Origin of the sequence: Endozoicomonas sp. SCSIO W0465, assembly GCF_023716865.1 — a bacterium.
Taxonomy (GTDB): Bacteria; Pseudomonadota; Gammaproteobacteria; order Pseudomonadales; family Endozoicomonadaceae; genus Endozoicomonas.
In genome coordinates this window covers 6,633,300-6,656,105 of sequence record NZ_CP092417.1, presented here as the reverse complement: position 1 = coordinate 6,656,105, position 22,806 = coordinate 6,633,300, and the positions used below count along the sequence as shown (strand labels likewise).

General features: G+C 47.5%; 19 protein-coding genes. 5 read left to right on the top strand and 14 right to left on the bottom strand.

The annotated features are described in order from the left end of the window. Positions 1–27: 27 nt before the first annotated feature. Positions 28–1,389, bottom strand: a complete 1,362-nt coding sequence (locus MJO57_RS29980; RefSeq protein ID WP_252017318.1) for an ISNCY family transposase — start codon at positions 1,387–1,389, stop codon at positions 28–30. A 112-nt stretch (positions 1,390–1,501) separates the two neighbouring features. On the opposite strand from MJO57_RS29980, the gene MJO57_RS29975 reads away from it, so the two are divergent. Continuing rightward, on the top strand, positions 1,502–1,876 hold the full coding sequence (locus tag MJO57_RS29975) for a GntP family permease (RefSeq protein ID WP_256493396.1): 375 nt from the start codon (positions 1,502–1,504) through the stop codon (positions 1,874–1,876). Here MJO57_RS29975 and MJO57_RS29970 read toward each other — a convergent pair. Further along, on the bottom strand, positions 1,863–3,377 hold the full coding sequence (locus MJO57_RS29970; RefSeq protein WP_252017330.1) for an IS66 family transposase: 1,515 nt from the start codon (positions 3,375–3,377) through the stop codon (positions 1,863–1,865). The two genes, MJO57_RS29975 and MJO57_RS29970, sit on opposite strands and share 14 nt — an antisense overlap. Here MJO57_RS29970 and MJO57_RS29965 point away from each other — a divergent pair. Both MJO57_RS29965 and MJO57_RS29960 read left to right on the top strand, forming a co-directional pair. Further along, positions 3,376–3,603 (top strand): hypothetical protein, encoded by a 228-nt coding sequence (locus MJO57_RS29965; protein WP_252021026.1) that lies wholly within the window; start codon positions 3,376–3,378, stop codon positions 3,601–3,603. The two genes, MJO57_RS29970 and MJO57_RS29965, sit on opposite strands and share 2 nt — an antisense overlap. A gap of 448 nt (positions 3,604–4,051) precedes the next feature. Continuing rightward, positions 4,052–4,396, top strand: coding sequence for a hypothetical protein (locus MJO57_RS29960; RefSeq protein ID WP_252021025.1), 345 nt, complete (start codon positions 4,052–4,054; stop codon positions 4,394–4,396). Positions 4,397–4,841: 445 nt separating this feature from the next. On the opposite strand, the gene MJO57_RS29955 is transcribed toward MJO57_RS29960, so the two are convergent. The 6 genes from MJO57_RS29955 to MJO57_RS29930 form a co-directional block, all read right to left on the bottom strand. After that, a protein-coding gene (locus tag MJO57_RS29955) for an IS3 family transposase (RefSeq protein WP_252017319.1) occupies positions 4,842–6,412 on the bottom strand; the annotation gives its coding sequence in 2 pieces (ribosomal slippage) (positions 4,842–5,938 and positions 5,938–6,412; 1,572 coding nt in all). Continuing rightward, positions 6,364–9,276, bottom strand: a complete 2,913-nt coding sequence (locus MJO57_RS33005) for a hypothetical protein (RefSeq protein ID WP_305881899.1) — start codon at positions 9,274–9,276, stop codon at positions 6,364–6,366. Before MJO57_RS33005 ends, MJO57_RS29955 begins: the two co-directional genes overlap by 49 nt. A 174-nt stretch (positions 9,277–9,450) precedes the next feature. After that, positions 9,451–10,317 carry a nuclear transport factor 2 family protein gene (locus tag MJO57_RS29945; protein ID WP_252021024.1) on the bottom strand — a complete coding sequence of 289 codons (867 nt, stop codon included), beginning with the start codon at positions 10,315–10,317 and terminating at the stop codon, positions 9,451–9,453. A 223-nt stretch (positions 10,318–10,540) separates the two neighbouring features. Further along, positions 10,541–12,178 carry an IS1634 family transposase gene (locus MJO57_RS29940; protein WP_252021023.1) on the bottom strand — a complete coding sequence of 546 codons (1,638 nt, stop codon included), beginning with the start codon at positions 12,176–12,178 and terminating at the stop codon, positions 10,541–10,543. A 272-nt stretch (positions 12,179–12,450) separates the two neighbouring features. Then, positions 12,451–13,353: a DMT family transporter gene (locus MJO57_RS29935; protein WP_252021022.1), complete on the bottom strand. Its 903-nt coding sequence runs from the start codon at positions 13,351–13,353 to the stop codon at positions 12,451–12,453. Between the two features lie 90 nt (positions 13,354–13,443). Then, positions 13,444–15,138, bottom strand: a complete 1,695-nt coding sequence (locus MJO57_RS29930; protein WP_252021020.1) for a molybdopterin-dependent oxidoreductase — start codon at positions 15,136–15,138, stop codon at positions 13,444–13,446. A 117-nt stretch (positions 15,139–15,255) separates the two neighbouring features. Here MJO57_RS29930 and MJO57_RS29925 point away from each other — a divergent pair, with 117 nt between their 5' ends. Together MJO57_RS29925 and MJO57_RS29920 are read left to right on the top strand one after the other, a co-directional pair. Then, complete coding sequence (locus tag MJO57_RS29925) at positions 15,256–16,383, top strand: ISNCY family transposase (protein ID WP_252021018.1); 1,128 nt, start codon at positions 15,256–15,258, stop codon at positions 16,381–16,383. Next, positions 16,347–16,616, top strand: coding sequence for a transposase (locus tag MJO57_RS29920; protein WP_252017717.1), 270 nt, complete (start codon positions 16,347–16,349; stop codon positions 16,614–16,616). Before MJO57_RS29925 ends, MJO57_RS29920 begins: the two co-directional genes overlap by 37 nt. Positions 16,617–16,861: 245 nt before the next feature. Here the strand turns inward: MJO57_RS29920 and MJO57_RS29915 are convergent, their stop codons facing one another. The 6 genes from MJO57_RS29915 to MJO57_RS29890 form a co-directional block, all read right to left on the bottom strand. Further along, complete coding sequence (locus MJO57_RS29915) at positions 16,862–18,289, bottom strand: IS4 family transposase (protein WP_252017676.1); 1,428 nt, start codon at positions 18,287–18,289, stop codon at positions 16,862–16,864. Between the two features lie 38 nt (positions 18,290–18,327). Then, positions 18,328–18,714, bottom strand: coding sequence for a molybdopterin-dependent oxidoreductase (locus tag MJO57_RS29910; RefSeq protein WP_252021016.1), 387 nt, complete (start codon positions 18,712–18,714; stop codon positions 18,328–18,330). Positions 18,715–18,751: 37 nt separating this feature from the next. Beyond that, a complete protein-coding gene (locus tag MJO57_RS29905; RefSeq protein WP_256492810.1) occupies positions 18,752–19,222 on the bottom strand; it encodes a 4Fe-4S dicluster domain-containing protein in 471 nt (156 codons plus the stop codon). A gap of 21 nt (positions 19,223–19,243) precedes the next feature. After that, positions 19,244–20,485, bottom strand: a complete 1,242-nt coding sequence (locus MJO57_RS29900; protein WP_252021012.1) for an NAD(P)/FAD-dependent oxidoreductase — start codon at positions 20,483–20,485, stop codon at positions 19,244–19,246. A 510-nt stretch (positions 20,486–20,995) separates the two neighbouring features. Further along, on the bottom strand, positions 20,996–21,313 hold the full coding sequence (locus tag MJO57_RS29895) for a Na+/H+ antiporter NhaC family protein (protein ID WP_252021010.1): 318 nt from the start codon (positions 21,311–21,313) through the stop codon (positions 20,996–20,998). Then, a complete protein-coding gene (locus tag MJO57_RS29890) occupies positions 21,264–22,427 on the bottom strand; it encodes a Na+/H+ antiporter NhaC family protein (RefSeq protein ID WP_252021008.1) in 1,164 nt (387 codons plus the stop codon). Before MJO57_RS29890 ends, MJO57_RS29895 begins: the two co-directional genes overlap by 50 nt. Positions 22,428–22,806: the final 379 nt, after the last annotated feature.

Sequence of the window (22,806 nt, the reverse complement as noted above, 5' to 3'; positions counted from 1 at the left end):
TACTTTCATGTAGCGTGGAGGTGGCTATCAGGATGGTGCCGGGTGTCTGGCCAGAATCACCAGGTTGTAACAGACCACCGATAACCAGCAATGAGAATCAAAACGCTCAGAACCCTTGCAGTGGCAACGTGATAGCCCAAAACATCTCTTTAGCCACGAAATTCCCGCTTCAATACCTGCCCGGAAGCGAAAGAGCGTTTTATACACATACTGACTTTTAGTCATCTCTTCGACTTCAAGTCCGCGCTTCTTATTAAAAGCTACATCGCTGATTCCCATGGCCTTGGCTTTTTCCAAATTAGCGCGACACGCGTATCCGCCGTCACCGCTTGTCTGGCGAGGTACACGACCATAAATTTCTTTTTGTCTTTCCATCATCGGAATGAATTGGTCCGAATCCGCTGGGTTACCTTCCTCAATAACCAGGTCCAGGATCAATCGACTTTTTCCCTGAACCAGGTTCAGTTTATGGCCATACTGTACTTGCCGCCTGTCTTTTACGATGATATCCGTATGGGGTTCATACAGGCTAACCACTTTTTCCTGGGCTGGCACCTTTTCACCCTTAAAGACCCTGCGCTCTGTCTGGGAGACTATTGCATCCACCAGGGGTAACAGGTGATCCACATCGGCCTGCCACTTGTCGGCATCATCAGCCAGGAGACACTGCCCCTGCTGACGGGCGTTTGCTAGCGTGACAGTAGCTTCGATAAGTACCTTCCGGGATTTTCGGGTCAACTGCAGCAGTTTTTTATAATGCTGATGCCGCTCTTCTTTGCCAGCGTAGATGCATTTTCTGGCCGCATCTTTTACGGCTCGGTTGTGATGGGTATATTCATAAAGCGGTGTCGCTGTCAGTGTTTGTCCCCGTTCCAGCAGCCGACAAATTTCTTTAACGGAACTGGCTAAAAGATCACTGTCGCAAGGAGGTTTGATATCCGATTCGGTGACTGTGCTGTCAATAGCCACAGTGCGCCCTTTTTCAATACCCTGATCTTTAGCGGTCATTAGCTGACAGTTATTAATCCGTTCCCATGTAGATGCAGTAAGAAGGCTGATGAGCCCATGCAAACTGGAGCGACTGGGGCGCTGGTTTGGTTCGAGGCGACAAAAGTCTCGAAAGAGCATGGAGTCCATCAAAACAAACGACAAGTAGTCATAATCACAATTCAAATACTGTTTCAGGAGTGCCGCACGAAGAACGGATTCTGCTGATAGTCCGTTCCGCCCAGTGTTCTGTTTATCACCAGAACTTAAGTCCTCATAAATCCAGTCATTGAACTGTGGATGGGCGTCAAGCCATTGCGAGATACCGGAAAGCTGGGAGCAGATTTCATGAGGTACGTAATGGAGTTCCATACTACACTGCGGGTTGCGTTTTTTGCGCATTTGGAGTCCTCTGTTTTTGGCAATCCCTTATGTTTCTTGCTCTTGGGAAGTTTAGTCGCCAGATAGCAGTAGGGCTCCACTTAATTTTTCAGGATAAAATCTACAGTTTTCAATTGGTTGTGTTTTTGGACGAGAACTAGCTAATTTACCAATCTCACCCATTCTTATCCCTTTCATTGTCTCGACGCTGATCCGTTTGATACAGGGTTCCGGAACGGTTGCAATGGTGACGGCTGCATCCATTTCCGCCCCGATTCTAGCGCAAATCCCCGGTGTGAATATGCTGTTGGCCGCACAGATGGCAACGATGGGGTCGCTGTTCTTTGGTTACTTCAATGACAGTCTGTTCTGGGTGGTCAATCGGATGATGGGGATTTCTGATGTGAAGCAGCAGATGATCGTCTGGTCAATCCCGACTACCATTGCCTGGGCCATTGGCGGTGCCAGTGTGGCGATTATTAACTTAATCGTAACTATTCAGCACTGAGCAAAGGCATATTACAGTAATTCCGAACAGCTCTATGAAGTGATTGATATATGTCCATTCCCTGTTTTCTGGCAGACGACAAATAGCTGCGAATCCGTGCAAACATAGAACCACCGTCTGCACTCCTGAAGCAGCCTGAGATTTTCTGCTTTAACTTGGCCATTCGAACATCCCGTTCACTGCCATTGTTATCGAAGGGAATGGTAAAATCTGACATGAAGCGCAGTGTCTCAGCCTTGAACTCAGTGAGTCGTTTGAAGAGATTGTAAGCTTTAGTATTCTTGACTTTCTTGCGCTTAAGCTCCTCTCGTTGCTTCTCCATATAGACGACTTCTTTCATTAGAGCCCGCTGAAGCAACCGGTCATAAATCTTCTCGATTCGTTCACAGACAACACTTGGCATCTGTAGCATACCTATGGTCTTAAAGCCCTTGCAGTAATGCCAGGAAAGCCTCAGTAGCTTCATCAATCGCAACGCCAGTTGATTGCTGTCCCTATCAACAACACCCAAAAGCTCCCTCAGGTGATGGGCATTGCAAAGTACGTGAGTTGCCGCATATGCAAAATAGGATTTCCAATGATCATGAACCAGAACGCCTGCAAATGTTAGCAGTATGCCCATCGTGTCCATGGCCTCACGACCTCGCTTTTCAGACAAGTAGTAGAGCGTCCATTGTTCATCCCGCATAACGTGTAGCCAGTGCAAAGAGCCCTCGGCCCGCATACCCGTTTCATCGGCTCCGGCAACAGACGATTCCCGCAAGGCGTCACGAATAACCTCTTCAGTAGAAGCCAGATTTTCATAGGTTCTGGCCACAAAATTGGCGACAGTGCCTGCACTTACACTCATTTTATAGAGAGTATTAAAATACTCTGACACGCGCTTAAAAGGCAGGAAATGGTATTGGTTAAGATAGACGGCCATAGCCTGTGTGGCTGAGCCATATTGTGCGGCAGCGGTAACACCTTCCGGGAATTCAGCCTGATTCCGACAACCACAAGTGCAGATTTTTACTTCAGCTCTATGGGCCGTTACTTCAAATTCACCCGGTCTCCCTGGTTCAAACACCTGTCGTTCAATATATTTGACCGGCTCACTATCAAGAAGAGACGCCTGACATTTATTGCATTCTTTAACCGGAAGGTACTCAATATAGTCAGGGATATCGACCTGTTTAAGACAAGTGCCCTGATGCCCTTTCTTTCCACCGGCTTTATTACCAGAAGACTGTCTCAGACTTTTAGGATTGGGTTTTTCATCCGATGGATCGGTACCTTTATCTGCGGAAAGGTCGTCAGAATGATCTGGAGAATTACTGTTTTTACAAGGTTTTTGATAACCATCAGACGATGGCGGCTTGCTGCTGTTTTGACTGTTCTTGCCAACCTTTTCTTCCAATTCTCGACATCGCTCTTCCAGACAGGCAACTCTCATCCGCAGCTCTGCATTCTCTTTCAAGAGAATCTCAGCCGACATAGTTGCGGGTAGTTCTGGAATCATGCTGGCGAATATTGTGGAAAAATGGTGCTTAAGAGGATGGTATAAAAATCAGAAAATTCCAGATTTATGTGGGGGTGCTGAACAGTTACACTTAATCTTTGGTGACGGAGGCTCTCTGCTTGATCCTCTACTTCCCCTGGCTGTGTTAGCGATCATTATGCTGGTTATTCGCCGGATGGAACCTGGCAAGGATACTCAGGCTACACCAGTTATTGCCGTTAAATAGGCTGTCAGAATCGCATTATAAAGATGCCCGTAATCGATTGATGTCGATTACGGGCTTACTTTTGCAACAGCCTCTTAGCGAAATAGCTATCGGCATTAACCGCTTCAGACACGAAAGAATGCATGGCAAATTCACCGCCATCATCAAGTGTAATCATCCGTGTTCCAAGAGCTTGTTTTGGCGACTTTCCTGCCTGTTTTCTTAACCCGGATATTTCATAAACGTGCTCCCGCTCTCGCTTGTCCTTTGTCGCTCTAAGGGAGTTTTGCTCAGTCGACCGTACTCCCCGGTACGGCGCTCCCTCGCAAAATCCCTTAGAGCGACAAAGTCCTGCGCGAGATTCGGGGCAGTTTATAAAATATCCGGGTTAAAAGAGTGCTAATCTGCCGATTAGTATTAAGTTATATATTAATCACACTACTTTAATGATTGATTAAACGGGCAAAAAATGAAGTTTATTAACCGTTGTGTCATTACCCTGAAGCCAAAAACAGAGTTCATTGATTGGGTAAAAAGTCTGGGGGTTGAGCTTCCTGAGACGTGGGACTTTGAAGGTGGTGCCTATCTCTTTGATGAACATGAGTCTGAAGAGAGCTTGGTCGATGGTGTCAGTGAGGAAGCGTGTGCCATTCTGGAGAATGAGTTTTCCGTTTGGACAGAGGATGAAGAAAAGTGGCCTTACTTGAGAGATTTTGCCACTCTGGAGCAGCTGTTTACCCTGCATATTGCGGTTGCCGGTTTTGATCTGGGCAAGGAACCACTGCTCAGAGCAGATGTTGCTGATCTGATCTGAGGCTCGGTACCGATTGACTTCATACAACATCGTTATACGGGTCAAAATGACCAGTGGTTGTCGGCACGCCCCTGAAGTCTGCAGGCTACAGTGGCGAAGTGCTGATATTTTCACAGGTATTCTGATCCATACAGGATGATTCAGCATAGGCTGAACGACACAGGTCAGAGATTAATCCTGAAAGGCTACTTTTTACGTGTTACCGGCGTTTGAGCTGCCATCCTCTAATGCTTCCAATGCCCGCAAACGCTCTCCTTGGGTTCTAAAAAAGTGCCTTTTTTCAGCAATATTGGACACCCTGACAGCTTCGTATGGATTAACTAATTCTTTATAATCAACCACCGGGTTCGAACCATTGAAGCCTGCGACGGGCAATACTTCGGAATTCTGATAGTTACGCCATAAATTCTGTCTCGGTGTTTGTCAACATAGTTGTCGCCTCAACTTAAGCGGCTTTGCTTAGTTGATCATCAGCAGGTCTGTCGGGATTCAACCAGACTTCATCAGCCAGATCCCAGTTCCTTGTTGACCTCTTTCCCCAGCGCTCTGGGTGACGTTCTTTGGCTTGTTCATAAACCTTTCTGCGGTTAGCCATAAGCACCTTGGTTTCACCACGATGCCTTTGCCCGGGTGTCAGAAATTTCAGCCCACTGTGCTTGTGCTCTTCGTTGTACCATTGGGCAAAACCATGCACCCAGCTACGTGCTGCTTCAAGATCAGCAAATGGCGTGCGCGGATAACCAGGGCGGTATTTCAGGGTTCTGAATATGGCCTCGGAAAAGGGGTTATCATCACTGACCCGGGGACGACTGAATGAGCTCACGACCCCAAGACGCTGCAGTGTTGACAGCATAGTGCCACCCTTCATGGGACTACCATTATCTGAGTGCAGAACCAGTGGCCACTCCAAGGCTGCAATTCCCTGTTTGATACAGGCTTTAGTGATCATTTCTGATGCATGCTCAGCTGATTCGGTTTCATGAATTTCCCATGTAACAATCATACGACTAAAGATGTCTATCACCAGGTACAGGTAATAAAACTGCCCCCGTATCGGAGAGCGCAGATAGGTAATATCCCAGGACCAGACCTGGTTGGGTCCGGTAGCACACCAGGACGTTGGCTTATACCTGTTTGGCTTGGCAGCACTGCCCCGATGATGCTGTTGCCCTGTTTCCTCCAACACCCGGTAAAATGTCCTTTCAGACCCCATATAGAGACCTTCATCTAACAATGTGGGCACAATCTGGCTGGGCGGAAGGCTTTTGAACCGCTCGCTGTTACAGACGTCAACAATCGCCTGTCGCTCAGCTTCAGAAAACTTGTTAACCGGTTCTGGCCTGTCAGCATTTTTGCGATTATCTGCGCGCACGTCATCACCCTGCATCCAGCGTTGTACAGTTCTTTCTGTAAGACCAAGGGCTTTGCAGGCTTTTGACTGACGAGCCCCATCTTTAACTGCCTGTTTAATCAGGCTAACAGCATTTTGTCGATCCGGGAGAGAGACTAATCGTCCTCTGGCGCCCCCCAGATCTCTTGGGCCTTTTTTGTGAGTACCAGCAAGGCAGCAGTTTCTGCTAACGCCTTGTCCTTGCGATTGAGTTCACGCTCAAGCTTTTTGATGGTTTTCTTATCTTTTTTGTGTTCGTCAGACAGCGCCTTACGCTGTTTTGACTGACTTTCAGGCTGGACAGAAACACTGTTAATAAAGGCAGCCTTCCACTGCTGAATTTGTTCAGCAAACAGACCTTTTTTACGACAGTATTCAGCCATTTCTGCTTCATTTAACGCAGCCGTTTCAATGATTACGGCTAACTTGTTTTCAGTTGTCCATTGATCTGGATTCTTTCCGTCGCCCGGCACAGGCACTCCTTTAGATACTGCTTTCTTTCGCCAAGTGTACAGGGTCACATCAGAGATACCAGTCTCACGTACCAACTGCGAAACTGGCACATTATTGGGTGGCATCATCTTCTGAATGATGGACTCTTTGAACTCTTCTGAATAGCGGGCCATTGATTACTCATAGACCGCCCCCTGTTGAGATTTCTAATTTCAGGAGAGGCGACAACTATGCTGACACAGGGGGGTCTGGAGATCGCTGCAAACTTTTGTTTGGTCAATTGATAATTTTCTTGCCAGTTAGCAGGATCAATATCCGTTTGTTTCTTGAAACTATCGATCATTGCCTTGGTGACTGAGGCCAATTCGCGCTGGCGACGGCAGCACCATTTATCCCTGAACCTGGGCATTCGGGTAGCAAAAGCACGGAATTCAGTAAGTATGTCTTGTATCAGCGCTTTACTTTCGGTCTCAGAGTAGCTGGCAGCTAACACTCGTTGTAAACAGGTTAATCGGCTCTTCAATTCGCTCTTACCGATACTGCCTGTCCACTTTTCCCGACTGAACGCTTTATGTTCATCCACAAGATCCGAGAGTATGGCTTGTTTCAAGCTATCCCGGTATTCAGTGATAGGGTTTTGAACCAGCTGAATTTTCTTGTCCAGGGAAAGGCTTTTCAGCAGACCGAAGACATTGCTTGAGTCAAGAACGTAATCGGCACGGCCTCTTTCGTTGGGTTGTACGAATAGGTTGGTAAACATATTCTCCGTTGGTGAAATGACGGAGGTCAGGGTACCCAGCTGAAATCTTTTTGGACCGTATTTTCCGAAAACGGGTAGCTCTCTTCTTGGTATTTGTTGGAAATCGTAATTATAAATAACGGCAAATCTTCTCTCGGGCCACTTTTCCTGCAATTTTTTTGCCTGTTTTTCAGCCGCTTTTTTCAGTCTGTCCTCGGATGCGTTCATTTTGAAGAGGTAGTTCTTTTTGACTGTTTTCTTCGCTCGAACGCTGAGGCTGGCAGGAACATCTTTTTCTGGACAAAACAGGCCTTTACTAACCTCTTTTGACCCGACAATGTAGCTTCTGACGCCATGCTCGGCAGACCTGAAAAGATCACAGGCCGGAAGGGAGTCAACACAGGTGTCGTCATTATTTAAAAATACAATGGTTTTGCCTTTAAAATGATCAGCTAACGTGGCGTTGGTATCCGCATGTGTGCCGGGTACAGGCAACGGTGAAGTGTCGGTTGCTACAGTTGGGTGCCCTCCGGTTGCCCCGGGTTGCAGCTCCCGGAAGAGGCTTATTCCGTTGTATAGCGAGCTGTTCCAGGTGGTAAACTTCAGTCCAAGCTGATCGGTCAGAGCTTGCCATTGATTCCATACAGGCAAAGAGGTGTTGGCGTTGGTGACTAACAGAACGTCCGCATCAGGATTGGACCGGTAACGCTCGGCAAGCTGAGTTTCAAACACTCTTCGCTGCACCACTTCAGCCGATCGTGGATCTGACGGGCAATCCAGACGTCCCAGCTCGAGTTCTGCGTACAGTGTGACTTTTGAGTAAAGCGGCAGTTCAGGGTTGCTGAATTTGAGTGAACCTGACAGTCTGTCATGACCATGGGAAGGGAGCTGATGGATCGATTCCGTGAGCCCCTGATCACCGCTGAATGGCGCCCCATCTCTGCTGTAAAAGGTAACGTCAGAGCTTTTCGTCTGGCCATTATCGGCTTTTGCCTTGAAGTACAAGTTGAGTAACCGCTGTTGGCTGCCCTGCAAACCAAGGGCTTTTGGAGAGGTATTGTTCACCTTTACCGACAGCAAGGCTTCTTCATCGGCACTGATTGATGTGACCCCGGCTATTGCTTCGAGCTCCGCTGGATATCTTACGAGAAACGATTCTTTCTGTGCGGTTACTGTTGGAAACTGTCGCTCAACCCGCGCGACAGTGGCGCGAAAATCGACTTCACCCGTTTCACGCAGCGGATCACCTGTGGGTATTGTGTCAGGTTTATTAAGAGTAAATTCCAGGCGGTGCTCCGGGTGAACTTCCTGGCCTGGCGTTATACCGGAAGGAAGACTGAAAACAGAACGGCGATTGAAGCTGACCCATTGAGTATCTGCCAGGCTCATTCTGGTGGGTTGTATCGGTGTTGGCATATTACCCGTATTGGTGACTGAGACCTCAGCACAAATCGCTTTGCCGGGCTCGAAAAAACCATCCCCGCCAGGCTTTTTTGCCAGCAAAGTGGCGGCAGTGACGGACAGGTCATAAGGTCCGCTGTATCGGTGCCTGTCTGCATGGATAGTAAAACTGCCAGAGTTTCCGCAACGTCCATCAGGGGCATTACGTCCAAACCGTCCCTGGGGGCCGGGAGGACCATCAAATCCTCCCGGGCTAATATGGAATTCCGTCCTGGTATGGGAGTGCCCATCAGAATCAGTGTAGCTGTGAGTCGTGGTATAACTGTGAAAATCCCCACCTCTTCCTCCGTCTCCTCCCTGGCCACCGGTTCCGCCATGCCCCCCACGGCCCTTTGCGCCCCCCCGGACGTCAGGAATGTTGGTTAGCATGAGCAAATCGGTTTGCGAAGGCGATACGGTGAGGGTTACTTTGCCGCCATTGCCACCATTACCGCCACTTGCCCCATTGCCACCGTTGCCCCCCGGTCCGCCCTGGCCTCCGTTGCTACCAACGCTGAACCTGGTGGCGTCTCTCCCCTTGCGTCCGGTTAGCCCTTTGCCTCCATCACCACCGTTACCCCCATGGCCAGCGTCACCACCACGGGCTTCAAGAAAGATTGATGCGGTTCTATCGGACAGTAATAACCGTTTTGATACCCCGTTTCCCTCAACAAAGATGCAGGTATCATTGGTTGACAATTTGACATTCAGTGAGCCGGCATGCTGGCCGTGCCCTCCCTGAACGCCATCCTTTCCCCGGTAACCACCGAAGCTGCCGTTACTACCGTTGGCTCCATTGTTACCTCTGGCTCCGTTGGTGACGTACCTTAACCTGTTTTCAGAATGTAAAGGAGACATAAAACCTCAGCAAAATTATTGGTGTTTATGGTGCTCTGCTTTTTGTTCCTGGTCATTTTGCCAGGGTAAATCTGATTATTTTTTGCTTAGACCATGAACTACCGGTTTTTTATCCCCGATGCTTATAACAACAAGAGTATTAGTATTTCTAACGGAGTCAGTAATGCATTATTTTTACCCAACATCGGGGCAGGGCAATGACCAGTGGCCGTGGCGGCATAACCACTGGCCTTCATGCTCCTGAAGTATATAGGTTACCCGCAGTGGCGAAGCATGGACTCTTTCCCCTGTTGCCTTTTCCTGCCAGCCGGTTTCTGCATACGCCGACAGGCATATCAATGACTGGTTCTGAAAGGCAACCGGGTGATGGTATTTTAACTGTGGGTGAAGGTGTCTTTCGGCCAGCTTGCCAAGGTATTGCTCATATTGCCGCGAGCCGCGCAGGGCATCCGGTCTGTTCAGAGGAAAATAAACTCTGCTCTGGCTTGGGTGTTGCAGCATTATCAGGTTTCTCAGGTCAGCGGCTTCGCTGTAATTAACCCGTTTGTTCAAAGCATCAAGAACCGGGGCAATGCAGATGGAATCGAGCCTTGCAGAGTGACCGGACAGTTCAGGTCGGGGTCTGTGGGGGACAGGGTTAACCGGGAATGGGATTATCTCAGGCCAGGCCTTGCTGATGTGGCTATGGCGTATCTTCAGGCTACCCTGATGTTCTATCAGATAAAATGTTAGCCTCAGGTCATCATCCTTCAGTCTCAAGCCATTTTTAAAACGGATATCCCGTTTGCAGCGACAGGCCACCATCATTGCCCTGCCATTGCCAAAACTGTCTAATGGTTCCAACTGAATATCAGCAGACTCCCGTTCGGCAAAGTAACGGGCCGACTGTTTGCAAAGATCATCCGGGTTGTTGAAATCATGACTTTCAGTGACACCCCAGCCGGTGATGTCATCAGGCATCGTTAATTCCAGTACACCGTCTTTACTGCCATTGAGCAGGCAGTCCCTGAATTCATTAAGAAAATTGGTAACTAACGACATAGCTCTGTACTTATGTATGCGCCTGAGAGGAATGTAGTGTAGACCAGTAAGATGAGAATGATCGTTTGATGGGATTTGATGCTGTTATGCCGGACAAGTAAGGTTGTGGTGATTAGTTGCTATGAGAAATAAAGAATAGATCTTATTAGATTTTAATTATTTGATTTTGTTGGCTGGTTTTTACCGGCTGTACATTTCTTCAATCCGTCATTCAGCACCCGTATCAGGAATAAATTTCCTGATACGGTCGCCCAAGAATTGAAATAATAGTCAACTGCCTTTCTTGTAATCCAACCACATGCTTTTCATGTCCATCGACCAATAGCACGTTGATACCCTGAAAGCAGAAAAACACCCAACGCGCTGTCGGGTTTTGGCAGGGTTTCCGCTTCATGTCCGGGAAAAACCGACTCTGTCGTTTTAGCTCATGCCTAATTCGATGCTGAATCGCCGCATACACTAACAGACACAGCGTCATCACCATCAGCAAGGCTTCTATTCGTTCCGGTTTCTTTAAAAACAGCGAAGAAACCAGAAACTCCGGGCTCTTCAAAAACCGAAAGCCACGCTCTACTGACTGTTGTGATTTGTAAGTACTTAGCACTTCTGCTGTACTCAGCCGACTGTCGTCCAGATCATTCGTCGCCAGCACAAAGCAACCCAGAGAACACTCTGCATCTTTGCGACAGTCAACGGATACCCAAGGATATCCGCTCACATAATATTCAATACTGTCCGGTTTAGAGCCTTTCTCCGGACGACCTACCTTGGTATAGCAGGGTTTCTCAGTAATGACAGGTTCCGCCTGACAATAAATAGTTTTTGACTGCCATTCATCGAACGCACGCAATGCGTCGGTTTCACACTTGAAGGCTTTTTTGGCCAGTTTACTGGTCAGCGATTCTGCTTCTTTCTCAGACTTCTTTAGCATTTTTTTCAGCAGTGTTTTTTGTTCGCTCTTTCGAGCCTGCTCGCTGCGGACCAGAATCCAGCGCTGGGAGACACCCGCATGATCTGACAGCATTTCATGACTCTCATAGCCCTCAGCACCCTCCACTGGTGTCATTTCACAAGAAGCGACACTGTCAATCAGTTCTCTGGCTTCTTTGATTTTTGACGGAACCCGGGTGATAAATTGCTGGCCCTGCTGATGAAGTATCTGTACGTTATCTGTTGTATAAAGTGCTGCATCACCAATCAGGTAGCGATTATTCAGGGCTTCCCGGTAGGATTTCAAATGGCTGCTGATGACTTTTTTAAAGTTTTTATTGTCGTTTACGTTGCCACTGGACGCTTTCATAAAAACGGGAATACCGGCCTGATTTTCCGTCATCATCAGCAGTATTGCCTGGTTGAGCTCGGGTCGATGATCCCTGCTGTATCCACGACAGAGTTTGATACAGTGCATATCTTCTTCGTCGACGTCAGATTCGCTGTTATAAACGCCGTCCACATGCAAGCTTGTTGAGTCAAGGTTCAGAGCCTTGCACGGCAGTTTTAAGACATTCACTGCCTTGACAGCCAGCGATAAATAGACCTCACTTACATCCAGTTCAAAAAGCTGATCCAGGGCTCTGCCGAGTACACTGTCGTTAATGTGTTCGGGTTTAATACCGGGCCTGATGAGTTTATCCAGCGGTTTATCAGCATGAAACTCCGGGAACATATGAAGCGTGCGGGCAGTGAACCCAAGGCCGTTAAGCAGCATTGATACTACGGTTTCGCCAAAGGAAATATTCCGGTGTTCAGATTGGTTAGGAACCAGGGAATCCAGATGATTAGAGATACCGAGTTCTTTGCACATACCGGCAACCAAACCCATATGATCGATACGTTGAATGTGGAACTGATGAGGATGCATTGGACATGTTCATTCTGAGAATTTTTTACATTTTAGCCGGTGTAGGGAAATTCTCAGATTGAGTGCTGAATGACGGTTCAATGTATTAATTTTTTGATTTATTGAAAATACGGCAGATGAACGTATGATGGTTCTTTTCTTATAATGTCATTTTTCCAGCACTTTTCTGAGTTTGCAGGTTTCATTAACAAAAAAACAATGCCCATAAAGCAAAGGCTTTATGGGCAAGATACTTTATGGGCAAGATATAAGTGGAACCCGATGGAACCAGTTTAAGCTGCTGGCTGGGCTTCCAGAACTTCGGTTTTCTTAAAGTCTACGGTTGCCAGAGTAACACCAATAACCGTCAGCACGATACCAACGCCAGTGAGCATGGTTGGGTACTTACCATAGATAAAGACACCCAGTGCTGCGGTGATGATCGGGCCGGCATTCAGGAACAGGGAACTCGTGGTCGCACCAACTCGTGGAATGGCAAAGTTGTATAAAACAAAACACAGGCCAGAGCAGATAGAGCCGAGGTATACCAGGTTAAACCACTGAACAGAAGTCATTGCCGCCCAGTCATTGTTCTCGATAAAGAAGCTTGGAGACATAATCACCGTACCAATGATGAACTGATAAACGTTCAGGGTAATCGGGGAGTACTTTTCGTTCAGTGGGCGCTGCAACACGGTGTAACCACACCACATGCAGGTACACAGGAACATCAGTACGTAACCAAAGTAACCGGAACCTTCACCTTCGATAACACCCACCGTTAACAGTGCACCAATAACGCTCAGAGCCACTGCCAGTGAGTTCTTGCGGGTAATTGCCACCCCCAGAATCACGGCTTCCAGAATAATCATAATGATTGGCTGGATAGCAGATAGTACAGAGCTGGCAGCAGCAGGAATCAGGTTGATGGCATACATGCTCAGTGGGAAGTAGATCGCAATACCAATAAGCGCATTGATGACCACTTTCTTGATATCCGAACGCTCAATTTTTGTGTCCTGTTTGGTTAGCAGCATGATGATCAGAAATGCCACTGCGGCGATACAAAAACGGGCTGTGGCCAGTGTGAAAGGGCCAATAATGGTGCCCACCGCCTGGATACTATAGAACGAGAGACCCCAGAAAACGGCAACGGCAGCCATGGCGATCATGCCCATGCCTTTTTGATTACCCATGACTTTTATCCTTTACAGACAGGTTGATTTTGAGTGAACTCATCGTGTCCTGACGAACACGATGAGGTTGGAAAAAGGTTTTGGTTAAAGTCAGTGAACGATTTTCTCTATTCTGACGGGTACCGATTTCAGGGCAGGGAAGCCAGAAATCGGGTCGAGGACACCGTCACCAACAAGGATGTTGACATTGGCATCTTTGAAACCATGGGTAATCTGCACAGCGCCAGCGACGATTTCGGCTTCATGCATCACTCGCACTTTAATGTTGATGGTGCCGTAAGCGGAGGTAACACGAACCATCTCACCATCTACAACATTGTGCCAGGCTGCATCAGACGGGTGCATTTCAACCTGAGCTTCAGGCATCACCTTGTTAACCTGGGACAGGTTGCGGTAGCGCCCGTGGAAGAACATGACCTTTCTGGAACCTGTCATCAGCACCAGTGGGTACTCTTCTTTGGAAACGCTCATGTACTCAGGTGCGTTCATAAACTTTGCCAGCGGTTCACGACCAATCGCTTCAAGATGCCCGGAAGTAAATTCGATCAGACCGGATGGCGTATTGAATGGCTTCTCACCACGAGCCTGTCTGGCCTGGGGTTTGCCGTAAGTCAGTGGGGCAAACTGGTAACCGTCACGATGGCTTGCCAGTTCTTCCAGGGACATGCCGGTAGGTTCAATCAGCCATGCATTCAGAGCGTCTTCGTTTTCCCATGGCAGCAAGTCGGTGTAACCCAGGCGATCTGCCAATCCTTTGAAGAAGTCGTATTCATTCTGCAGACCCAGATCCACCACTTTTTCCGTCAGCTTCACGGTCTGGTTAATACCGTTGTATTGCAGTTCTGAACGCTCCATGTAAGAAGCTGCTGGAATAACATAATGGGCCAGCTCGGCAGTTTCGGTCATATACAGCTCTTTCACCACCAGCAGATCCAGTGCCTTGAATGCTTCAATGACTTTGGATGCATTCGCATTGGTCAGTACCGGGTTGGCTGCTGTCATGATCAAGCCTTTAAAAGGATACGGCTCTTGGGACAGGATCTGATTCATCAGGCGCAGGGTATGGCACTCACCTCGCATATTGAACAGAATCGGGAACTCCTGGCTACCGATTGCCCTGGCCTCCACCTCAGGATCCATGTGCATGTGCAGGCTTTGTACACCAAAGCCATCCATCGTCATCATGCCGCCGGGCACATCAACCGCACCAATCAGAGCATCGATGTAAGCCACAGAGCGCACGTTGTTCACGCCGTTGGCCTGGTGTTCCAGACCGGTGCCGCACCAGTTGGAGATGCTGTTGCCGGATTCTTTATAGCACGCCAGGATGGTTTCCATCTGCTCGATGGCTACGCCGGTCTGCTCAGACACGAATTCCTGAGTGAAGGACCGGGCGTATTCCTTCAGTTCGTCAAAGCCCTTGGTGAACTGGGCAACAAACTCCAGATCCACCATATCACGGTCGATCAGCTGTTTGATCAGACCCCAGGCCAGGATACTGTCAGTGCCCGGTTTCACCTGGATATAGTGATCCGCAATGCGGGCCATCTCTGTGTACATGGTGTCCACTACAATCAGCTTGCCACCCTTGTCGCGGGCTTCGTTGATGTCCTGGGTCCAATAAGAGTGGGATGCTGGCGGATTGGAGCCCCACATCACCACCAGTCTGGAGTTTCTCAGGTCACCACCTGGCCAGGTACCAAACACCATGTTGTAAGCGATGTAACGACCGGCAAAGCACTGAGTGTCGTTGGAGAAATAGTTAGTTCTCGTCCAAAAACACAACCAATTGAAAACTGTAGATTTTATCCTGAAAAATTAAGTGGAGCCCTACTGCTATCTGGCGACTAAACTTCCCAAGAGCAAGAAACATAAGGGATTGCCAAAAACAGAGGACTCCAAATGCGCAAAAAACGCAACCCGCAGTGTAGTATGGAACTCCATTACGTACCTCATGAAATCTGCTCCCAGCTTTCCGGTATCTCGCAATGGCTTGACGCCCATCCACAGTTCAATGACTGGATTTATGAGGACTTAAGTTCTGGTGATAAACAGAACACTGGGCGGAACGGACTATCAGCAGAATCCGTTCTTCGTGCGGCACTCCTGAAACAGTATTTGAATTGTGATTATGACTACTTGTCGTTTGTTTTGATGGACTCCATGCTCTTTCGAGACTTTTGTCGCCTCGAACCAAACCAGCGCCCCAGTCGCTCCAGTTTGCATGGGCTCATCAGCCTTCTTACTGCATCTACATGGGAACGGATTAATAACTGTCAGCTAATGACCGCTAAAGATCAGGGTATTGAAAAAGGGCGCACTGTGGCTATTGACAGCACAGTCACCGAATCGGATATCAAACCTCCTTGCGACAGTGATCTTTTAGCCAGTTCCGTTAAAGAAATTTGTCGGCTGCTGGAACGGGGACAAACACTGACAGCGACACCGCTTTATGAATATACCCATCACAACCGAGCCGTAAAAGATGCGGCCAGAAAATGCATCTACGCTGGCAAAGAAGAGCGGCATCAGCATTATAAAAAACTGCTGCAGTTGACCCGAAAATCCCGGAAGGTACTTATCGAAGCTACTGTCACGCTAGCAAACGCCCGTCAGCAGGGGCAGTGTCTCCTGGCTGATGATGCCGACAAGTGGCAGGCCGATGTGGATCACCTGTTACCCCTGGTGGATGCAATAGTCTCCCAGACAGAGCGCAGGGTCTTTAAGGGTGAAAAGGTGCCAGCCCAGGAAAAAGTGGTTAGCCTGTATGAACCCCATACGGATATCATCGTAAAAGACAGGCGGCAAGTACAGTATGGCCATAAACTGAACCTGGTTCAGGGAAAAAGTCGATTGATCCTGGACCTGGTTATTGAGGAAGGTAACCCAGCGGATTCGGACCAATTCATTCCGATGATGGAAAGACAAAAAAAATTTATGGTCGTGTACCTCGCCAGACAAGCGGTGACGGCGGATACGCGTGTCGCGCTAATTTGGAAAAAGCCAAGGCCATGGGAATCAGCGATGTAGCTTTTAATAAGAAGCGCGGACTTGAAGTCGAAGAGATGACTAAAAGTCAGTATGTGTATAAAACGCTCTTTCGCTTCCGGGCAGGTATTGAAGCGGGAATTTCGTGGCTAAAGAGATGTTTTGGGCTATCACGTTGCCACTGCAAGGGTTCTGAGCGTTTTGATTCTCATTGCTGGTTATCGGTGGTCTGTTACAACCTGGTGATTCTGGCCAGACACCCGGCACCATCCTGATAGCCACCTCCACGCTACATGAAAGTACCTTTCCAGCATGGTGGGAGGATGTTTTCTGCCTGCTTTTCGCGTTTTTCTCCAATATCCGTCCCAGATTAGAGAAAAAAAGGGAAGAGTTTTTGCGGCTCTCTGGAATTTCAGGAAATATCAAAACGAACGTACAATCTAATTATGATTGCCTGATGCGTTTTTGGACGAGAACTAGTTAGGTGAGCCAATGCCCCGGATAAAGCGCTGACTCTTGATCACATCTCTCCAGCGCTGAACTGCCGGGCTATCTGCCAGGTTTTTACCCGATCCTGCAATTTCGCCCAGCCTTCCCATACCACTAACCAGCCGGGCTGCCCTGTATGCTTTGAATCACCCCAACCACCAAGCCGAGCAATCGTTTGAAGCAGCCAAGTGACTGTTGGCGGCTTATCGGGCAACGCTTTTTTTTCATAGGTTAGCCAGAGAACCTGCCATTCATCATCACTGACCACCTCATTCGCGAGTGTTTTTTCACTCCAAAGCTTTCTGTCTTTGTGCTGCCTGTCATTCGGTAACATTAATGCTTCACGGATTTGCATTAGTCTGACAGCGACAAACATTAATATGACCGCAAGTCGTTCAATGTTATCCGGAGATTGCAGACGAAGCCTTTCTACTCCTGCTCCCGATTTCCAAGCCTTATGGAACTCTTCTATTCGCCATCGGAGCTCGTAAAATCGAATGATAGAGCGACAGTCTTCGAATGTTTCAATATCTTCAGTTGTCAATAGTACCCAGTGCAAACGGTCTTCGGAGTCATTGCCAATCTCTTCAGCCGACACAATATTCATAGTTACCGGTTCCGGCCTGCCGCCTGGCCTTTGCGGCGCCTGTATTGTCATCTTCTTTCTTTTGACCTGCAGCGTTGCCTTTCGCTTCTTTCTACCTCCTTTTTGAGGAACCACTATCGTATATTTCCCCAACACTTCAGTCTGAGCTAAGGAATCAAATAATAAGAGTTCGCCATCCACCAGGATTCTGTTTTGTGTAGCTCTTACAACAAACCGCTGTCGGTTATCCAGTTTGTAGTGCATATATTCGTATATATCCGCCTCCCGGTCGCAAACACTGATGATGTCAGGCATTTTACCCCCCATCCTTTGTTCTGTGTTTTCAGAGGCTCTTTGCCACTTAAAGCTTTCCTTTCCCTCGTAAGGTAGCTGACGACGTTGGTTCTTTTTCCCCCGCTGAACGTCCTCTCTAACCCATCGTTCTTGATCAATAAGCCCAATGCTTCGCTCTGTATCCGCATCAACCAAGAAGACAGAGTGGACGTGGAATCCTCTGGTTTTAGAGCCTTCAGGACCTCCAAGATCACCAAGCTCGGATCTGACAGCATGTTTATAACCCAGGGTTGTTGTATCTTCGAGAGCCAGAAGTAGGCGAGACTGTCTCGCTATTTTGGCAGTTGCCTGAAAGCCTGCCTCAGCTATTGCTTCAGGCTTTACGGCCTCATTCTCAATCAGCCGGTAAGCTCCAGTTACCAGTGCGGTATAACCTTCGCATGAAGATGACAAAGAATTACCGGTATGAGCTGAAAGCTCGGCAGCAACTTTGACAAGTCGTTTTGTACGTCGAGTATCGCCCAAATCAGCACATCCAAAAGTTAGTTCTGACCATGGTTTAGGAGAAAGTGGAAGCATGACCTGTTTTATCAGTGAGAAATGATAGAACAAGGTAGCTATTTGTGATCAAGAGACAGGATAAAGCGATGCACCACCTCTTCCTGCTGGGCGAAGCCGGTGCCTTCACCTTTCCAGACACCGACCGAATCATTGCCATACTCAGTACGCAGAGCCTTCATCTTCTCTGCAATTTCATCCATGGCCTGTTCCAGCTCAATTTCCACAAAGCCGTTTTCGGTGCGCTTCAAAGGCTTGGTGATACGCTGTGGATGATACAACTGAGACAAACCGGAACTGCCTTTAATACAGATACGGCCACGATTGTGCAGGGCTTTCTCGTTACCCTTGATTTCCACAACGCAACCATCTTCCAGATGCACATCAATGCCACAGAGCATGCCACACATACGACAGCTTGTTTTCTTTACTTCTTGTATTGCCATGTTAATAAAACCTGAAAATAAACTTGATCAATGTCGTTTAGTGTGCGGTGGCGATGACCATCTGGTCATATTTACTGCGCTTGGCTGCCGCGAGGTCATTCATCTCCTGGTATTTCAGAGCACCGGCAATGCAATGACCCACACACTTGGGATCACCGTCACAAAGGTCACACTTGTGACTGACCTGTCTTTCATTATCAAAATGGATATTGCCGAATGGGCAGGCAAGCATGCACATCTTGCAGCCGGCACAACGGTTAGCATCAATCACAACAGCCTGGGTGTCTGCATTACGAGTGATGGCACCGGCAGGGCAGACGCTCATGCACCAGGCCTCCTCACAGTGCAGGCACGTCATCGGCATCAGCGTACGTTGTTCAATGTAGTGGTTCACCCGGATATTGGAAACACTGCTTTCGCAGGTTTCCTGAGTACGGGCGTAAGCGCAGGCCATTTCACAGTTTCTGCAGCCAACACACTTATCTCTGTCTATTGTTACAGTCTTCATTAGTCGATATTCCTTGATAAATCAGTGCATAAGGCCGTAAGTGAGTTTTTGCAGATCCCGCTCGAGATTCATATAATCAACGGTGACCTGTTTATGCTGCCGAATCACAGGTCGCAACATGCCAAAAATTATCATTGCTGAGGTTTTACCCACCAGGCAAGCGCCTACGATACGATGCTCCCGGGAGCAGACTTTCATGTACCCCATGCCCTGAGATTCCGGTATCAGGTGTACTTCATCCCCTGACTCATCCGCAAAGTTCCCCATGGATGCGACGGTCAGGTCATACATCTGAGTAACGTTCATGTTCAGGCTACCTTCGTACGGGATTTTTTTGCCCAACATATTCAGTGCAGCAAACTTACCCATCTCAATAGCCGTTGGCCAAAGGGCATGTATCTGATGGGGATCACCAAAACTGGTTGGTCCTGCTGCCACGTCACCAGCTGCATAGATGCCTTCAACATTGGTCTGCATGAACTCATCCACGCAGATGCCCCGGTCAACTGTGATGTCAGAACCTGCCAGGAACCCGGTATTAGGGCGAACACCAGTACCCACGATAACGAAATCAGCAGCTACCGGCTCCTGTCCCTTGAGCTGAATCAGAAAACTGCCATCAGGCTGCTTTTCAATGGCATTGGTCATTGTTTCCGTACGCAGGTCCACATCAAAGCTGCGGATTTTTTCAGACAGAATTTCTGCACCTTTATTATCGATAACGCTGGGCATAATTCGATTAGCCAGCTCGATAACCGTGACCTGAAGACCTTTAGACACTGCTGCCCAGGCTGCCTGTAGAGAAACAAAGCCAGAGCCAATAACCGCGACGCGTTTTCCGGACTGAAAATGAGGAATCAGTGCTTCCATATCAGACTTGGTCCACATATGGTAAACACCGTCCTGATCAATACCGGGAATAGGTGGTTTTATCGGAGAAGAACCAGTGGCAATTAAAAGGCTTTCATAATTTACTGAATAATTATTGTCAATAGTGATGTTTTTTTCTTTGTTGTTGATACTCGTTACCTTGCCTTCGATATAATCAAAATCATTTGATTGGTAATAGTTATTGTCCCTGATAAATACATTTTCCTCTTTCAGTTTCCCTCTGAGAATGTACGGTAAAAGCACGCGGGAATACGCATTTCCACCTTCACTGGAAACAATAGTAACCGATTTTGTTTTGTCATGTTTTCTAATAGTTTCGGCAGCTGACAAGCCTGCAGCACTATTACCAATAATCAATACATCAGTTTTCATAAAATTAAAACCGGATATAGGTACAGCCAGAAAACAAAAAACCAATGTTCAACGAAGGGAGTTTATAAAAAACCTGAAAAAACTGCCTGAGCATTAGTTTCTAATAAAAGGTAGCTTGAATATTTTGGCAATCAGTTTGCCTGGATTTCAATCAGAAAATTTAACTAGATTATTGCTATTTATACAAAAACACCATTCCTGATTGGCTCTATTTGATTTCCGAACTGCTCTGCAGTGAAAATTGGATGTGGACCACGCAATGTAAGGCTTGAGGGCAAATTGCCGAGCAAAGCTCTGAGAGCCTTTAATGATAAGTGCTTCAGCCAGGTTCAATCTGGGAACAGTCTGTAATCCAATAAGAGCCTCCTGATTTATCGAAGAGTAGCGAAGTAAACAAAGTAAAAATATGATTTATGTCAAAATTAAGGTATATCGTTAAAAAATGAAGACTGTTTTTTTCATACCCGGCAAATGGCAAGTTCTCAACCACCGGGTATGTCATTAACTTGTCTAGGAGGCTGCAGCCTGTGCCGACAACTCTCTTTCTCCAACCCTTTCAGGTTCAGCAGATTTCAGCCCGAATCCAATAAAAGCAAACCCGATTCCGACGAGAGGGTTCAACCAGTTCAGTAAAGCCATTGGGGCATAATCCAGGGCAGAAACACCTAACGTGGTTGCCATAAAGGCTCCACCTGTCGTCCATGGAATCAGTGTAACTGTTAACGTTGCCCCCTCCTCAAGAGAGCGGCTAAGTACCGAACGATCCAATCCTAACTTATCATAAACGCCCCAATTGTCCTCCCAGAATAATTGACATGTAGGCCTCACCCATGGCGCCGTTGCCAAAGATACAACAGAGGATCGTTGACATAACCAGGGTTGCCTTGCGTCTTATGCGCTTGAGAATACCGGCAATCAGTGTGCGCAAAAAACCAAACTTATTCAGCACGCCGCCAAGGGCCAATGCCATCAATGAAAGGGAGAGTGTCCACATCATGGAAAGTATTCCTCCACGACCCAGCAGGTCATCAAGTGAAGCAACACCTGAGCGAATATTACTGCCCCCGAACAGGCTATTGATTACATCGGTAATTGGCCGACTCTGGACAGTCAACGCAAGGCCTACTGCTACCATTGATGCAGCCATCATTGAAACTTCAGCTGGCACCCTTATAAAACTCAGAATGACCATCACCAGAATCGGAAGGATGGTTAGCAAGCTGATATGGAATGAATGGTCAAGCGCAAGTGCCAATGAGGACAATTCTTCATCTGGAAGTATGCTATTGCTGTAGTCCAGGCCAAACCATGTGAAGATAGCCAATGCCAGTAAATAGGTAGGAATAGTCGTATAACACATGCTCTGCATATGTCGAAACAATGTTGTACCGGCAGACATAGCCGCCAGATTGGTCGTGTCTGACACTGGCGACATTTTGTCACCAAAGCAGGCTCCAGAGATGACCATACCGGCAACCAGCGGGGCAGGAAAACCTATTGAGGTTCCAATGCCCATCAGAATCACGCCGACTGTTCCCGCTGTTGCCCAACTGGACCCAATAACCACGGACATCAGGTTGCACAAAATCAGCCCGGCAGGTAAAAATGTACTGGGTTCGATAAACTGAATGCCAAGGTAAATAAGCGTTCCCAGGGTACCGCTCTCGATAAACGCAGCAATCAGCACACCAATCATAATAAAGATATAAATGGCCGCCAGCGCTTCACGAATGCCATCATTCATCGCATCCCGAATTTCAAGATAACTGTATCCCAGGCGTAGAGTACTTATGATCGATACAATCAAACAACCCAGGATAAGACAATGGAGGTTGATTGAATACTTAAAAAGTCCAACACCAATAATACCTACAATACTGGCAAAGGTAAGAAAGGCTTGGTTAAAGCTGAGATCTTTTAAACATTTTTGTGCTTCATGCATTCCAGCACCATCTATGACCTGAATGGAGAATATTGAAGGAGAATTGCTGCCAAAACCCCTTTCAGGGGGGGGAAGCAAGTCTACGTTACAAGAACATGTTTCGTTTAGAGCGATACTTTTTAGATAAGCCCGCTATTTCACTGCATTTTTTTCAAGCTGAATCGGCTTATCATGGTATTGCTCTGTCCTGGTTTTTTGATTGGGCACAGTTGCATGGCTCCTGCAGATCATTACCCAGTATGCAAACATGACTCAGAAATAAAAATCAGGGTTTTTGCCAGAAAAATCAGGTAATCTGACTATATGTTGTCTTAAGTGGACCTGTCTGTTTGAAAACAATCAACAGACCCTGAATAGATTTGATCATTGATAGTCTTTA

What these genes read in the sequence shown, in the direction of transcription:
- MJO57_RS29980 (WP_252017318.1), bottom strand. Translation starts at nt 1,389, where the DNA reads ATGCGCAAAAAACGCAACCCGCAGTGTAGTATGGAACTCCATTACGTA.
- MJO57_RS29965 (WP_252021026.1), top strand. Translation starts at nt 3,376, where the DNA reads ATGCTGGCGAATATTGTGGAAAAATGGTGCTTAAGAGGATGGTATAAA.
- MJO57_RS29970 (WP_252017330.1), bottom strand. Translation starts at nt 3,377, where the DNA reads ATGATTCCAGAACTACCCGCAACTATGTCGGCTGAGATTCTCTTGAAA.
- MJO57_RS29960 (WP_252021025.1), top strand. Translation starts at nt 4,052, where the DNA reads ATGAAGTTTATTAACCGTTGTGTCATTACCCTGAAGCCAAAAACAGAG.
- MJO57_RS33005 (WP_305881899.1), bottom strand. Translation starts at nt 9,276, where the DNA reads ATGTCTCCTTTACATTCTGAAAACAGGTTAAGGTACGTCACCAACGGA.
- MJO57_RS29945 (WP_252021024.1), bottom strand. Translation starts at nt 10,317, where the DNA reads ATGTCGTTAGTTACCAATTTTCTTAATGAATTCAGGGACTGCCTGCTC.
- MJO57_RS29940 (WP_252021023.1), bottom strand. Translation starts at nt 12,178, where the DNA reads ATGCATCCTCATCAGTTCCACATTCAACGTATCGATCATATGGGTTTG.
- MJO57_RS29935 (WP_252021022.1), bottom strand. Translation starts at nt 13,353, where the DNA reads ATGGGTAATCAAAAAGGCATGGGCATGATCGCCATGGCTGCCGTTGCC.
- MJO57_RS29925 (WP_252021018.1), top strand. Translation starts at nt 15,256, where the DNA reads ATGCGCAAAAAACGCAACCCGCAGTGTAGTATGGAACTCCATTACGTA.
- MJO57_RS29915 (WP_252017676.1), bottom strand. Translation starts at nt 18,289, where the DNA reads ATGCTTCCACTTTCTCCTAAACCATGGTCAGAACTAACTTTTGGATGT.
- MJO57_RS29910 (WP_252021016.1), bottom strand. Translation starts at nt 18,714, where the DNA reads ATGGCAATACAAGAAGTAAAGAAAACAAGCTGTCGTATGTGTGGCATG.
- MJO57_RS29905 (WP_256492810.1), bottom strand. Translation starts at nt 19,222, where the DNA reads ATGAAGACTGTAACAATAGACAGAGATAAGTGTGTTGGCTGCAGAAAC.
- MJO57_RS29900 (WP_252021012.1), bottom strand. Translation starts at nt 20,485, where the DNA reads ATGAAAACTGATGTATTGATTATTGGTAATAGTGCTGCAGGCTTGTCA.
- MJO57_RS29890 (WP_252021008.1), bottom strand. Translation starts at nt 22,427, where the DNA reads ATGCATGAAGCACAAAAATGTTTAAAAGATCTCAGCTTTAACCAAGCC.